The organism is Mucilaginibacter terrae, from assembly GCF_031951985.1.
GTDB lineage: Bacteria > Bacteroidota > Bacteroidia > Sphingobacteriales > Sphingobacteriaceae > Mucilaginibacter > Mucilaginibacter terrae_A.
This window is the reverse complement of the sequence record NZ_JAVLVU010000001.1, coordinates 3,090,979-3,105,211: the sequence shown is the minus strand read 5'-3', so window position 1 is coordinate 3,105,211 and position 14,233 is coordinate 3,090,979. Positions and strand designations below refer to the sequence as shown.

10 protein-coding genes are annotated in these 14,233 nt (G+C 44.2%); 5 read left to right on the top strand and 5 right to left on the bottom strand.

The genetic code is table 11. The annotated features are described in order from the left end of the window. Positions 1-9 precede the first annotated feature (9 nt). The 3 genes from QE417_RS13235 (at position 10) to QE417_RS13225 (ending at position 2,685) form a co-directional block, all read left to right on the top strand. The gene (locus tag QE417_RS13235) at positions 10-720 is read left to right on the top strand and encodes a RagB/SusD family nutrient uptake outer membrane protein (RefSeq protein WP_311950682.1); all 711 of its coding nucleotides are present in this window, start codon (positions 10-12) and stop codon (positions 718-720) included. After that, positions 710-1,609, top strand: a complete 900-nt coding sequence (locus QE417_RS13230) for a RagB/SusD family nutrient uptake outer membrane protein (protein ID WP_311950681.1) — start codon at positions 710-712, stop codon at positions 1,607-1,609. Before QE417_RS13235 ends, QE417_RS13230 begins: the two co-directional genes overlap by 11 nt. A 95-nt stretch (positions 1,610-1,704) precedes the next feature. Then, positions 1,705-2,685, top strand: coding sequence for a purple acid phosphatase family protein (locus QE417_RS13225; RefSeq protein ID WP_311950678.1), 981 nt, complete (start codon positions 1,705-1,707; stop codon positions 2,683-2,685). Positions 2,686-2,840: 155 nt separating this feature from the next. Here the strand turns inward: QE417_RS13225 and QE417_RS13220 are convergent, their stop codons facing one another. The 4 genes from QE417_RS13220 to QE417_RS13205 form a co-directional block, all read right to left on the bottom strand. Then, positions 2,841-5,180, bottom strand: a complete 2,340-nt coding sequence (locus QE417_RS13220) for a tetratricopeptide repeat protein (protein ID WP_311950675.1) — start codon at positions 5,178-5,180, stop codon at positions 2,841-2,843. Between the two features lie 434 nt (positions 5,181-5,614). Next, positions 5,615-6,856, bottom strand: a complete 1,242-nt coding sequence (pepT, locus tag QE417_RS13215; RefSeq protein WP_311950673.1) for a peptidase T — start codon at positions 6,854-6,856, stop codon at positions 5,615-5,617. A gap of 286 nt (positions 6,857-7,142) precedes the next feature. Next, entirely contained in the window at positions 7,143-8,492 is a 1,350-nt protein-coding gene (locus tag QE417_RS13210) for a TonB family protein (RefSeq protein WP_311950670.1), read from the bottom strand. Then, a complete protein-coding gene (locus QE417_RS13205) occupies positions 8,482-9,057 on the bottom strand; it encodes an RNA polymerase sigma factor (protein WP_311950668.1) in 576 nt (191 codons plus the stop codon). Before QE417_RS13205 ends, QE417_RS13210 begins: the two co-directional genes overlap by 11 nt. 89 nt (positions 9,058-9,146) lie before the next feature. Between QE417_RS13205 and QE417_RS13200 the strand changes: the two genes are divergently transcribed. Further along, on the top strand, positions 9,147-11,093 hold the full coding sequence (locus tag QE417_RS13200; RefSeq protein ID WP_311950666.1) for a vWA domain-containing protein: 1,947 nt from the start codon (positions 9,147-9,149) through the stop codon (positions 11,091-11,093). 95 nt (positions 11,094-11,188) lie between these two features. Continuing rightward, positions 11,189-11,557 carry an MmcQ/YjbR family DNA-binding protein gene (locus QE417_RS13195; RefSeq protein ID WP_311950665.1) on the top strand — a complete coding sequence of 123 codons (369 nt, stop codon included), beginning with the start codon at positions 11,189-11,191 and terminating at the stop codon, positions 11,555-11,557. A 270-nt stretch (positions 11,558-11,827) separates the two neighbouring features. Here the strand turns inward: QE417_RS13195 and QE417_RS13190 are convergent, their stop codons facing one another. Next, on the bottom strand, positions 11,828-14,191 hold the full coding sequence (locus QE417_RS13190) for a GAF domain-containing protein (protein WP_311950663.1): 2,364 nt from the start codon (positions 14,189-14,191) through the stop codon (positions 11,828-11,830). Positions 14,192-14,233: the final 42 nt, after the last annotated feature.

Genomic DNA, 14,233 nt, shown 5'->3' with positions numbered 1-14,233 from the left:
CAAACAACCATGAAAAAAATATTTGTATTAGCAGCTTTATCATGTGCGGCAATAAGCTGTACCAAACTTGATGTGGGTGTTGAATCGGAACTTACGCCCGACAACTTTCCTAATAACGCCGAAAGCTACATTGCAGCAACCGGCCCGGTGTACACACAATTGCGGTCAATTTATGCGGTTGACTACTGGCGCATGCAGGAGCTTTCTACAGATGAAGCCATTATCCCTGCGCGTGATGGCAATTACGATGATGGCGGTCAGTATCGCTTTTTGCATATGCACACCTGGGGACCTGATCACCCTAACGTAAAATCGAACTGGGAATGGGGTTTTGGAGGCATTAACACCTGTAACAGGCTTATTAATTTATTTTCGGCCAATGCCGGCACCAGTACAGCCAAAACAACCATTGCCGAAATGCGTACCATGCGTGCCCTCTTCTATTTTTACATGATGGATTTGTACGGTAACGTGCCTATCGTGTCAAGCTTCCCGGTAAATACACCACCAAAAACAGCTCCACGAGCACAGGTGTTTCAATTTATTGAAAAGGAACTTAAAGAATCTATTCCTAACCTGAGCACAACCGTAAGCGCTTTAACTTATGGCCGCCCAACTAAATGGATGGCATTTGCCCTGCTCGAGAAAATGTACCTGAACGCGCAGTACTATACCGGCCAGGCCCGCTATACCGAAAAAAACCGTAGCCATGGCCGATAGTGTATTAGACCGTGCCAAAAGCATCTACTCGCTTGATGGTGATTATATGACTTTGTTTGCACCCGAAAACGGTCCGCAGATTAAGGAAACCATATTTGCCGTACCCTATGATCCTAACGTGGCCGAAGGTAATCACTTTACCCGCTTTGGCTTACATACTGCGGTACAAAACAAATACAGCATACCGTTTAGGCCAAGTATTGCTTTGAGTACCATTAAGGAATTTTGGGAGAAATTTAACCTTACCGGCGATGCCCGTAACAATACCTGGTTAGCAGGTAAACAATACGAAAACAATGGCTCGCCTATTATCATCAAATCAACCAAAAAAGGTGTTGATGCTTCATATACCGGTACTGATGGTACTGCAGCGGTTGATTATCAGTTAGATTTTACTCCCGAAATGCCATTAGTTAGAGCCGCCACGATGGATGTAGGTAATGATGAATTAGGTAAAGCTAAAGGTGTTCGTTCAATTAAGTTTTATCCTGATAAAAACGCTAACCCTAACACCCGTTATCAGGGTAACGATATGCCGGTATTGCGCTTGGCCGACGTAATGATGATGAAAGCCGAAGCCATTTTACGCGGTGCTGCACCAACTACCATAGGCAGCGAATTACAAACTGCCGATGTATTGGTGAATAAAATTCGCGCCCGCGCTAAAGCGCCTGTAGTAAGCGGTATTACCCTCGATCAGTTATTGGACGAGCGTGCCCGCGAGTTTGCCTGGGAAGGCTGGCGCCGTAACGACCTCATTCGTTTTGGTAAGTTTGAAAATTCGTGGGGTTTTAAAACCAATGCTGATGTTAACAAACGTATTTACCCAATACCAACCAGCGAAAGGGCATTAAACCCTAACCTCGACCAAAATTTGGGTTACAATTAATCTTTTTCTCATCTGATTTTTTGCGTTGCCTGGTTTTGTGCCGGGCAACGCTATTTGCGGCCAATAGGCCCTTATACTTTAAAAATTAAGTAAAAATGAAACGCAGAGATTTTGTTAAAAGCACCGCGCTAACTGCTATTGGAACATCAGTTGTTGCCCCACTAAGCGCACTGGCCGAATCACCGGTAACTCATTTTGAAAGCGAGGACTTGTCGGCCACCGCTGCCGGACCCGATGCCAATGGTTATCCGCTTAACTTTATAGCCCTTGGCGATTGGGGCCGCAACGGCGAATGCCTGCAGCTGGAAACCGCCAAACAAATGGGCGACTGGGCACGTGTAAACCCCTCTGACTTTGTGCTTGCGCTGGGTGATAATTTTTACCCAAAAGGTGTAGTAAGCGAATATGATCCGCTTTGGCACTATTCGTTCGAGAGTATTTACACAGCACACTCACTACAAGGAGATTGGTTTGCCATTTTAGGAAACCACGATTACTACTCCGAACCTGATGCCCAGATACGTTACAGCAAGATAAGCCGCCGCTGGCATATGCCGGCAAGGTATTATACCAAAGAGGTATCGTTAGGGCAAGGCAAGGGCAAAGTGCTGTTTGTGATGATCGACAGCCAGGCTATTGTGCAAAACTACCAGGACCAGCATCCCGAAAAACAATTAGCCTGGATTGACCAAACACTCAAAGAAGCCTCGGCCGATGTAAAATGGAAAATTGTGGTAGGGCACCATCCCTCTTATACCGTTGGGCCTCGTGTAAGTAATTATGATACTCTGGCTATTCGTAAGGTGCTCAACCCTATTATGGAAAAACACAAGGTTGATGTGTACCTTTCGGGGCATGAGCATTCTATGCAGCACCTCAAGCCCGAAGGCTTTACCCATCAGTTTATATCGGGTGCCGGTTCCGAACTTACACACGTAACACCGGGAGTTGCTTACAGCCGTTTCCAGGCATCAGAAAATGGATTTATGTATTTTTCTATTGATGAAAAGAGGCTTAATGTAAAGGCTATTAGCGTAACCGGTAAATTGTTGTATAATACACAACTTACCAGGTAGCATCCTTGATTTGCTTACTATGAATAGATGATGATTTCCTTTTAAGAAATAGGTGTAGCATATGCCCAATAATAATATACTACCTATGCGTAGTAATTATTATTGGGAACGCTGCATCGCTGCTGGTGGAATGTATGGCAGAACTATATGGTATTTTAATTACAATACTTTTTAATAGCATCATAAGCCTCGCGTAAGCCTAATTCGCCAGCCTTGCTCAGGTCTAAACAGCCGTTATTCTTTTCGGCCGATACTTGTATACGTACCATGCCCCGGCGATAATAAGCCATACGCAAGCGGGTATCCAATGATATGGCCGACGTGTAATCGTCAATTGCTCCTCTGTTATCTTTCTGAAACTCTTTAAGTTCGCCACGGCGTACAAACGCCATTTTGTTGGCAGGGTTCATTTGAATGGCATTATTATAATCCATCATGGCACCACGATAATCCTGCAGTTTAAACTTGGCTACAGCACGGTAAAGGTAGGCATCCGAATTGTTGGGATTCATATCAATAGCCGTATTATACTCCTGTATAGCGTTGATAGAATCTTGCAGGGCAAACTTGGCTAAACCCCGGTATACAAACACATCTTCATCCTGCGGGTCATTTTCGTACGCCTTTCTAAAGTCGTCCATAGCGCCCAATGAATCGGGAAGGTTAGCTTTCGAAAGACCTCTGAAGTAGTAGGCCTTAGCGCTGTTTGTATTCAGGTCGAGCGCTTTGTTATAGCTATCGATAGCGCCTAAAAAGTCGTTTAACCCAGCTTTGGCATTGCCTAAAAACAGGTACCCCTCTTCGTTAGGTTTTTGTGACAGCCCTTTATTAATATCGGCAAGTGCACCTTCATAATCACCGTATCCGGCTTTTAGGTTGCCTCGGTTCTGGTAAGCCTCTGCCGAGCCGGTATCAATACGCAGCACCTGGTTAAAATCGCGTGCTGCACCCTGGGTATCGCCCAGCTTGCTTTTGGCCACACCTCTTCTGATGAGGAAAGCCGTATTTTTAGGATTAATTTTAAAGCCTAAGTTATACGTATCAATAGCACCCTGGTAATCGCGGAATAAGGCGCGGGCATCACCCAGTTTTAAATAAGCCTCTTCGCTACGAGGAGAGTTGTTTAATACACGCTGATAATCCTGCGCTGCGGCCGAAAAATTACGCGTACGGGTATAAACATTACCACGCTCCAGGTAGGCATCCAAATAATCGGGCCTGATGGTTATAGCCTGGGTATAATCTTCAATTGCACCATGAAAGTCTTTGGTATCGCGCTTAATATTGCCACGCATATAATAACTATAGCTGTTGCGCGGGTTTAATTGAATAGAGGAATTAAAATCGGCCAGGGCAGCTGTGGTATCTTTTAACGCGTACTTTGATGCAGCACGGGTGGCATAGGCACTTTCGTCTTTATCATCGCTTTTGATGGCAAAATCAGCATCATCAATAGCACCGCCGTAGTCTTTATTGTCATAACGAATGCCTGCACGGGTACGGTAAGCCTCAGGGAAGGTTTCGGGTTGTAACTCAATAGCCTTGTTAAGGTCGGCCAAAGCTTTCACTTTATCCTTTGTATTATAGTAAGCCACACCACGACGCAGGTACAGCTCTGCATTTTTAGGGTCTTGGTTAATGGCCTTGGTATAGTCAACAATAGCTCCTTTATTGTCGGATGCATTTGTTTTGGCATTTGCCAGGTACTGGTATAATTCTGAAAGTTTAGGATTTAACCTGATGGCGTTGTTATAATCAACAATAGCTCCCTGGTTATTACCCAAATTACTCTTGGCGTTGCCGCGATAGTAAAAAGCCTCGGCATTATGTGGGTTTAAGGCAATAGCCTTATCAAAATCAACAATAGCCCCATTGTAGTTTTTAAGCGCAGCTTTGGCATTAGCACGGTAGTAAAACAGCTCCGAACTGTTAGGGCGCGATTTAATAGCACGGTCATAATCAACTATTGCGGCGGCATTATCGCCCATGTTGCTTTTGGCCACCCCGCGGTATATATATAGATCAATATTGTTCGGCGTAATTTCAATCGCCTTATTAAAATCGGCTATGGCACCTACATTATCTTTAAGATTGGCTTTGGCATTAGCGCGATAGTGATAAATATCGGCATTGTTGGGCTTGTAACGCAGTGCGGTAGAATAATCCTGAACGGCATCCTCATACTGTTCTAAATTGCTGTACGCATTAGCACGGTAGTAATAAACGTCGGCATAGTCTGATTTTAAGCGGATGGTTTGGGTAAAATCTTTTACCGCGCCGTTATAGTCCTGTACGTTAGCCCTGGCATTAGCCCGGTAATAATAGGCATTGGCATTCGTACTATCCATACGTATGGCCCTGGTGTAATCCTGAATAGCCCCGTTGTAATTTTTAATTTTATCTTTTGCATTACCCGCCTGAATATAAGTATCAGCAGTTTGGGCAATTGCCCAAATGGGTAAAATAAGCGATAAAACAAGTAATAATTTCCCCATATAGTGAAAGCAGTTTAGCTAATAACCGTAATAAACGTCGTGCGCACTACCCTTCCCGCCAGTTAAATATCAGTTTTATTAAGCGTTCTTTAAACTATTGCTAAAGTACACAATTGCCTTTGGTTTAATTTAAAACACCGGCAACAAAAAACCTTTTCAACGTACAAAAGAAGGCTATTTTAGCAAGTTTGTATTAGTATAATTATAAATTAAGTAAAATTCAGCTGCTAAAAATAAATTCTTAGCAAGATTTAGCATTACCATTATCAGGGCTTAAACTCCGTTATAAACTATAAGTTTATCTTTTGGGTTAAAAGCTTAGCCTTATAGGTTGTTAAACCGTGCATACAATTACAACTATCGTGCAAAAAATTCCGGATGGGGATTTTTTTCCCTGCTACAAAATAAAAAAGTGTGCCAAACTCAAGTGCCTGCTAACTCTTTTCGTGCCATATGGTGCACAGGTGCAGTATGGTTTCAACCGCCTTTTGCATGTCTTGAACCGATACCCATTCCTGCTTACCATGAAAAGCATGCTCGCCGGCAAAAATATTAGGCGTAGGCAAACCCATTAACGACAAGCGGGACCCGTCTGTTCCGCCACGAATACTGCAAAGTTTGGCCTCAAGCCCTGCACGGCGTATAGCCTCCATGCCATACTCCACAATTTGCGGATGCTGATCGAGTACCTGCCTCATGTTGCGGTATTGTTCTTTCACTATGAGTTCATATGTGGCCTCGGGAAAGCTTTGCAGCACTTGTTCGGCCACTTGTTTAATAACCCCGGCGTGCTGTTCAAGCAAAGCCTCATCAAAATCACGGATGATGAAATCAATAATAGCCTGCTCCACATGGCCGCTAATGCCCACGGGATGCACAAAACCCTCCATGCCCTCCGTACCCTCTGGCGAAAGCTCAAAAGGCAAGGCAGCCACAATTTGCCCGGCAATTTTAATGGCGCTTTGCATCTGGCCTTTGGCAAAGCCGGGGTGTGCGCTTATACCATTGATAATGAGCTTTGCCCCATCGGCCGAAAACGTTTCATTCTCCATATTCCCGGCGGTTTCACCATCCATGGTGTAGGCTGCAAAAGCGCCTAGCTTTTTCAGGTCAACCTTATCTACACCCCGACCGATCTCTTCGTCGGGGGTAAACAATATGCGGATGGTACCGTGCTTAATTTCAGGGTGATTGATGAGCTGGTAGCAGGCATCCATTATTTCGGCCACGCCGGCCTTGTTATCGGCGCCCAAAAGGGTGGTTCCGCTGGCGGTTATAATATCGTTGCCCACCTGGTTTTTTAATTCGGGGTGGTTTTGAGGTTTTAACACCTGTGTGATATCGTCGGGCAAAATTAAATCCTCCCCCTGGTAGTTGCGATGAATAATGGGCTTTACGCCTTCGCCGCTACAATCTGGCGAGGTATCCATGTGCGAGCAAAAGCAAATTACCGGTACGTTTTTATCCGTATTTGATGGAATGGTAGCGTAAACATAGCCGTACTCATCTAAATGCGCATCGGTAATACCCATATCCAATAATTCCTGCACCAAAACGCGGCCTAAGTTTTTCTGTTTTTCGGTAGATGGATAGGTTGGCGATTCGGGGTTTGACTGGGTATCGATGGTTACATAGCGCATAAAGCGTTCGGTAACGGTAAAATTCAATGCGTTCATAAGTGATGCTTAATCTGCCTGCAAAAATGTTGTTTTTATCCGGATTAAAACTATAGGACCTACACAAGTTTTTTATGCGCCGTAAGTGCTGCCTGTTTGTAGCAAATTTTTGTAAAATTAAACGTGCTCCATTAGGAGCTACCCTAATTGAGGTGTTGATTTACAAGGGTAGTTCCTAACAGAACATAAAATATCTTGGCTTGTTACTATAAATAGGTAGCACCTACGGTGCATCATATATTGTGGAAACATCAATAAACAGCACAGGGCTTAAAAATATTCAGCTTTATTTCTCTTTCCTGAACCTGATGCGAAGCTTAACCGTTTCGGGCTGGTGGTTAACATTCGGAACCCAATCGGCGCCATCTTTAATTATTTCAACAGCTTCTTTATCGCTTTCAGGGCTCAGGCTTTTAAGTATTTTAAAGTCAGACAGGGTTCCATCTGTACCCACTACAAAGCTTACCCGCACCACGCCGGTTTTGCCGGTGCTTACACGTGCTTCTTCGTTGAGGTATTGGTTAAATTTAAGCCATCCGTTTTGGGGGTGGGCTTCGTTAATAATTTCCTGTGGCTCGTGGGTACTATTGCTTGTTACCACTACTTCTGATAGAGCGCTGTGGTTTTCTTTAAGCAAAACCTTCAGGCTGTCTTTGCCATTGATGTTTACTTTTTGCGATTCAAAGCCGATGTAGCCAATATTCAGCTCATCCTTTTTAGTAGCGGCAATTTTGAAGCGCCCGCGCGCATCAGTACCTACCGCCAAGCCACTTGAATTTACCCGCACAGTTACACCAGGCAAAGGCTGCTTATCATCGGCGCTTAAAATTTGCCCGGTAATTATTTTAACGCTATCGCCTTTTGCATATAGGCTTGATATGCCCCTTATTCTTATTTGGTTATCAGCACCAGGGGCGCCATTGGCCACCTGTACACCTGCTGCCCGGCCAACCAGGGCTTGCTCCATTGGTTTAGGTTTAATAGAATCGGCGGTGATCGTTGCTACGCTTCCTGTTAACACACTTTTACGTTGCACGCCATAGCCTACTACAACTACTTCATCCAAACTTTTAACTTTTTTCAGGCTGTCGCCAATGGTGGGGCGTAAATACTTAGCGTTTTCCTTTATTCCTTCCGCTACCGGTGCGTTTGGAACTGGCGTTTCACTCATTATGCTGTTAGCCTGTGGCGCAATATATCGTTGTGACGGTGCAGTTGGTTTAATAACAGGTTGTGGCTCCTGTTTAAATTGTTGCGGCACAACGGCAGGAACCGATTTGTTTTTAGCAACCTCTGTTTTATCGGCCACTGGCAAATCGGGTTTATTTGATGCCGGCCGGTAATTAAGTAGCCACCATCCGCCAAATCCAATAAAAACCAATACCGAAGCCGCAATACTAATGGCTGGCCATAAGGTTATCCGCCTGGTTTTAGGCTGTACACGTTGCTGCAGGCGTTTTTGCAGTTCATCAATATTATCTTGCTGGTTTTTGCCGTTTACTGCGTACCCCTCCAAAGCCTCGGCCAAAAACCGGTCGTCAAGCGCGCGGCGTTCAAGCTCGTGCATGGCACGTGCGTTAAGCTCCCCATTCAGGTACTTTTGAATCAGCAATATGTCGGGCTTGTTATCGCTCACGGTTACTCTCCAGGCAAATTTTTAAATTACGTTTTCCGTTTTGTATATAACTTTTAACCTCGTTTAAAGTGTAGCCGGTTAACTCGGCCACCTCTCTATAACATTTTTCTTTTATATAGAATAAATCGATGCTTTGTTGTTGCTGCGGCGATAGCTGCTGCATGCATTTTTCCAGTTGTTGTATGCTGGCTTCATTATCGCTTTCATCATCAGGATGCAAAACAAATGGAAATTCCATAACGTCATCTACACTTAACGTTTCGGTTTTTTTGTTAGCGCGCAATTGCATCAAACAAAAGTTGCGGCTCAGCACATACAACCATCCTCTAAACTGCTTTACCTCATGGCGGTTTATTTTTATGATCAGTTCTTCAAATATCTGCATTACGGCATCCTTGCTTTGCTCCTCATCCTGCAAATACTTTAAGCAAACTCCATATACTAAGGGCATGTATTGTTCATAAAGTTGACCCAGCACAGCCAGATCGCCGCTTTGGCGATAGCTTTGCAGCAGGACTTCATCGTCCCCCGCATCGGGCTTAGTTTTTTTGCTGAACCAACTCATTTAGTAATGGCTGAAAATAATTTTTTTAAATGGCTTATGGAAATTGATATGTAACTGCATCCTTACTGCAAAACCATACTTATACAGCCATGAAAAGATTAATTTTATTACTCCTGATGCTAAGCGGCTTTACCGCCCTTAAAGCACAAACCCGCACAATTACCGGCCATGTTTACGATGCCGCCGATAAACAGCCCTTAGCCGGAGTCGCCGTGCTTGTAACCGGCACCAAAAACGGCGTGCAAACCAATGTTACCGGGGCTTATAGTTTGCGTGTAACCGAAAGGAACACCCAACTAAGCATTAGTTACATTGGTTTTGAAAGCCAAACCATAAACATTGGCAAAAACACCAAGATAGATATCTACCTGAAAGCCTCCAACCGATCGCTTAACGAGGTGGTTGTGGTGGGTTATGGTGTGCAACGTAAAAGCGTTGTAACAGGGAGTGTATCAACGGTTGGCCCGGCACCGGTACCCAATGCGCCTAATGCCATTGTTGGCCGGGCTGCCGGTGTTGCCGTTATGGATAAAAGCAAAGCGTTTGCAAAACAGCGTTTTGTATCGCCCATTGTAGGCAATTATCAGGCGCTGCAAGAGCAGGAGAATTATAAAGGCATCACCGAAAACGGCTTTCAAAGCTCTAAAGACAATCCATTGTCAACCTTCTCCATTGATGTGGATGCGGCATCGTACAGCAATGTTAGGCGCTTTATTAACAATGGCCAGTTACCACCCAAAGATGCCGTACGCATTGAGGAAATGATCAATTACTTTAACTATAACCTGTCCGCGCCAACCAACGGCGAACCGGTTGCCATACATACCGAGCTTTCGGCCGCGCCATGGAACCCGCAGCACCGCTTGTTACGCATTGGCCTTAAAGCCCGTGTGGTGCAAAATGATAAATTACCGGCATCAAACCTGGTTTTCCTCATAGATGTTTCAGGATCAATGGGTTCGGCTAATAAACTGCCACTGGTGCAATCATCCCTAAAAATGCTTACCGACCAGCTACGCCCGCAAGACAAGGTGGCCATTGTGGTATACGCCGGTGCTGCCGGTTTGGTGCTGCCCTCAACACCGGGCGACCAGAAAACCACTATTAAAGATGCCATTGACCGCCTGAATGCCGGTGGCTCGACCGCAGGCGGCGAAGGCATTAAACTGGCCTACCGCACGGCCAAGCAAAACTATTTAAAGAACGGCAATAACCGGGTAATACTGGCTACCGACGGCGATTTTAACGTAGGCGCATCAAGCGATGAGGATATGGAGAGGCTGATAGAGCAGGAACGCAAAAGCGGGGTATTTCTATCGGTATTGGGTTATGGTATGGGCAATTACAAAGACAGCAAAATGGAAACCCTGGCCGATAAAGGCAACGGCAACTATGCCTACATCGACAATATAACCGAAGCCCGCAAAACTTTGGTTAGCGAATTTGGCGGCACCCTGTTTACCGTGGCTAAAGATGTAAAACTGCAACTGGAATTTAACCCTGCCAAAGTAGCATCATACCGTTTAATAGGTTATGAAAACCGAATGCTTAATAAAGAAGATTTTAACAATGACTTGAAAGATGCCGGCGAGATGGGCGCAGGCCACAACGTAACTGCCTTATACGAGATCATTCCTGCCGGCGTACATGATAAGTTTACTCATACTGTGGACCCGCTTAAATATCAAAAAGTAGAAAAGGCAACTACCAACTATGTATCAAACGATATGTTAACCATTAAATTCAGATACAAAGAACTCAATGGTACCGTAAGTAAATTAAGCCAGGTCGTGGTGGTGGATAAACCCGTTGATTTTAAAAACGCTTCTGCCGATTTTCGTTTTGCATCTGCCGTGGCCGAATTCGGGATGCTACTGCGCGATTCGGAATTTAAACAAAATGCCCGCTTTGATGAAGCTATCAAAATAGCCCGGGCCGCTAAAGGCAACGATGATGAAGGCTACCGGGCCGAATTTATTAAACTGGCCGAAAGCGCAAAGTTACTCAGCAAAAGCTCGCTGGCGGCGGTAGAGTAACCGCCTCTTGATTCCCCCCATAAAAATGGCCCCACTCAAGGTTCCCTACATGGGAAGATTTGGGTAGGGCCATTTTCTTTTTATAAATTTACCTGATGAACATTGAAGAACTGCGTAACTATTGCCTCGAAAAGCACGGCGTTACCGAAAGTTTTCCGTTTGATTTGGAAACGCTTGTATTCAAGATTGGTGGAAAAATGTTTTTACTATTGAGTTTGGATACCGGCAATAGCTTTAATGCAAAATGCGACCCTGAGCGTGCTGTTGAACTGCGCGAAAATTTTAGTGAGGTGCAGCCGGGTTACCACATGAACAAGCAGCATTGGAATACTGTATATATAGATGGCGGGCTAACCCGCAAACAGCTTTGCGATATGATTGACCACTCGTACGAATTGGTGGTAAAGAGCTTGACTAAAAAAGCAAGACAGGAGTTGTTTGGCCCAGATGAGGCCAAAGGATAGATCCTGAGCTTAAATAATGGTTCTTTTGTTATTAGCTACTACTAAAACGTTAGCAACAACTAAAAGGGCAATTAGGGCAATCATCATGGCTTTGTACGTTAAATTAATTACCAAGGTTAATGCAAAACGTATTCCATTTATGAATATTCCTCATTTTAGGCGTTGCAACATTTTGTTACCCTCGTTTTACTTTTAAATGAGGAAAGCATGCCCCATGTTGGGAATATCAATTGTGGAAAATAGGGGAGTAATTAAGCCTGAGATATTAATTTAAGATTGATTAATACTGGCAGTGTCTTGTAAGCCTTCGATTAAAACAATATCATCATGCAGTATGCCCACCCTTAGAGCTTTGAGGCCAGATATGCTCTGTAATTCTTCTACCTCCAGCTCTTCTATGTGGCTATCAAGGATGTGTTTTTCCTGCAGTTGTTTGATGTAGCCCCGGTATTCTTTTTCTTCGTAATTATTGGCAAACACTACAACCACTTTGCCCGGCTGGGTAATACGCTCATCGGTGCCTTTAATGTGTGCTTTGTCAATGCGTTTTTTAACAATTTCGAAACGGGCGTTATAAGTTCCATCCACATCAAAGCGCTTCTCGTCCATCCTGAAACGTATTGACATCGTTATACTATAAGCCAGTATAAGCGTAGTAACCTCGAGGCAGTAGGGTAGCGTTGTTTTAAACCTGTGGTGTTCGCGCTCCATTTCGCATAACACCTTTAACTGCCAAAGGCGTAAGTTTTGGAAATGCACAGGTAAAAAGGCACGGTTAGGCACTATGGATGCGCCTATATACAAATTATGCTCAACCCCATCACTTTTAAAGCGCTCATAATAATGCGGAAATATTTGCTGTGCCTCGGCCTGTTTTTCATCAAGCAGGGCCGCCATTTTTTGGTTAATGGTTGATACCGTAGTATCATACTTGCGCCGGTAGGTATAAAAAATACCGGTGGTTTTATCAACCTGTTTAAAATATTCCCTTATACTCTGTACATGCTGGTTGTTTAAAAGGGCTGCATTGAGCAGCTCGTGTACTTTTTCGTCAATAAATTGTTGTATTTGCTGCTCGGTATCGGTACGTATTAATACCGATACGCTGTGAGTTAAATATTTAAACTCCTGAAGGCGGCCTAAATAACGGCTTGCCTGTTCATCATAGCTTTGCAAATGCAACACAATTGGAATGAGGGCTTCCAACTGGTTGTTTAAATCTTTTTGAATACTGCTGTTACGCGATTCTGACGAGCCTTTAATATCAATTTGTCCGTAAAGCGGATATACATCGTTAAATACAATTTCTTTAAGCTGGTACTCCTGGTGGTTATCGCGGCGCTCAATGTATTTGTAAGCCTCTTTCATAAACTTCCACTGCACGCTTGGGTGCAAGGTGGTATACTCGTTTTGTATTACGGCTTGCACGCGGTTTTGCTTGTAGGTTACCTGCCTGTCAATGGTGTTTACCAAAAACGGCATCACCACTTCAAGTTTGTGCGCGTTCACACTGTTCAGCTCTCCCGGGCGCGATGAAACCAGTTCGATAATTCCCAATAGCACATCATCCTTTATAATTGGTGCAAGAATAAAGCTATGAATGTTCTGACCCAAAAACTGGTGTGCCATTTCGCTTTCGGGATGCTCCAAAAAGAAATCGCGGGTATTTGATACAGCAAAGTATTCGCTTTTACCAAGCAGCGCCTGGTATGATTTGGGCCCTAATATATCGGTAGAACAAACGCCATCCATACAATCGCCCAGCATGTAGCTCTTTATTTTGCGCAGCGGGGCAATGCTGGTAAATTTATTATCTTCAGGGTTGAACGCAGTAAAGCCTATGCGCAGGTCGGGGATTTTGTATATGGAGCGAAAAATATCTTCAAAATCGTGTTCTAACTCCACATCCTTTAAATCGGTGAGGAGTGACCCCTTTAATGATGATACCGCATTTTCAACCGTGGAATCAAAAAGATTTACAATGGCAAATCCTTTTAACAGGTAGCTCCCTTTCGGAAACATTCGTTTCCAAAGCTCAAGGTCGTCGTAATTGTTAATGAGTTGGTTAATGTCGTCTGCAGTTAATTTTACAGCCTTTTCGGTTGGAATAATTTCCAGAAAATCGGCATTATACAGTATGCGGTAATGGCGCATAATGCCCGATGCTGTAGGTATGTCGTAAAACATAGGCTTGGCAAAATCGAGCTGGGTATTATAAAACTCATTAAGCACCAGGCAGCAACTCATTACATAAAACTGATGGTCGTCAAAATCGCGTATCGACATGTCGAAATCGGGACCCGCGGCGGCCAGTATGTTTTTAAAGCGCTCACTTTGATTGATAATAAAATCATAGAACGGAAATGTTACCGCCTTAATTTCATTATTAGTAAGCGCCTGAGGGAACAGATCGGCCAGGAGGTGCTGAATTACAGTTTGGTGCTTATCAACCTGCGATTGCTCGGTAAAGCCGTTACACAGTTCGGGAAAGGGTTCAACTTCTTTAAGGAGTGCGGCTGCGCGCTCGGCGGCATAGCCCGTTTCTTCTCTGGCCACTTTCTGCAGGTGCTCTATCAGCACATGAAACGAAATGTGGATTTCGAAAGGACTTTCTCTATATGCCTGAACACTCATATCGGTACGATAAGTTGAGCAAAATTAAATAAAATAAGGCTT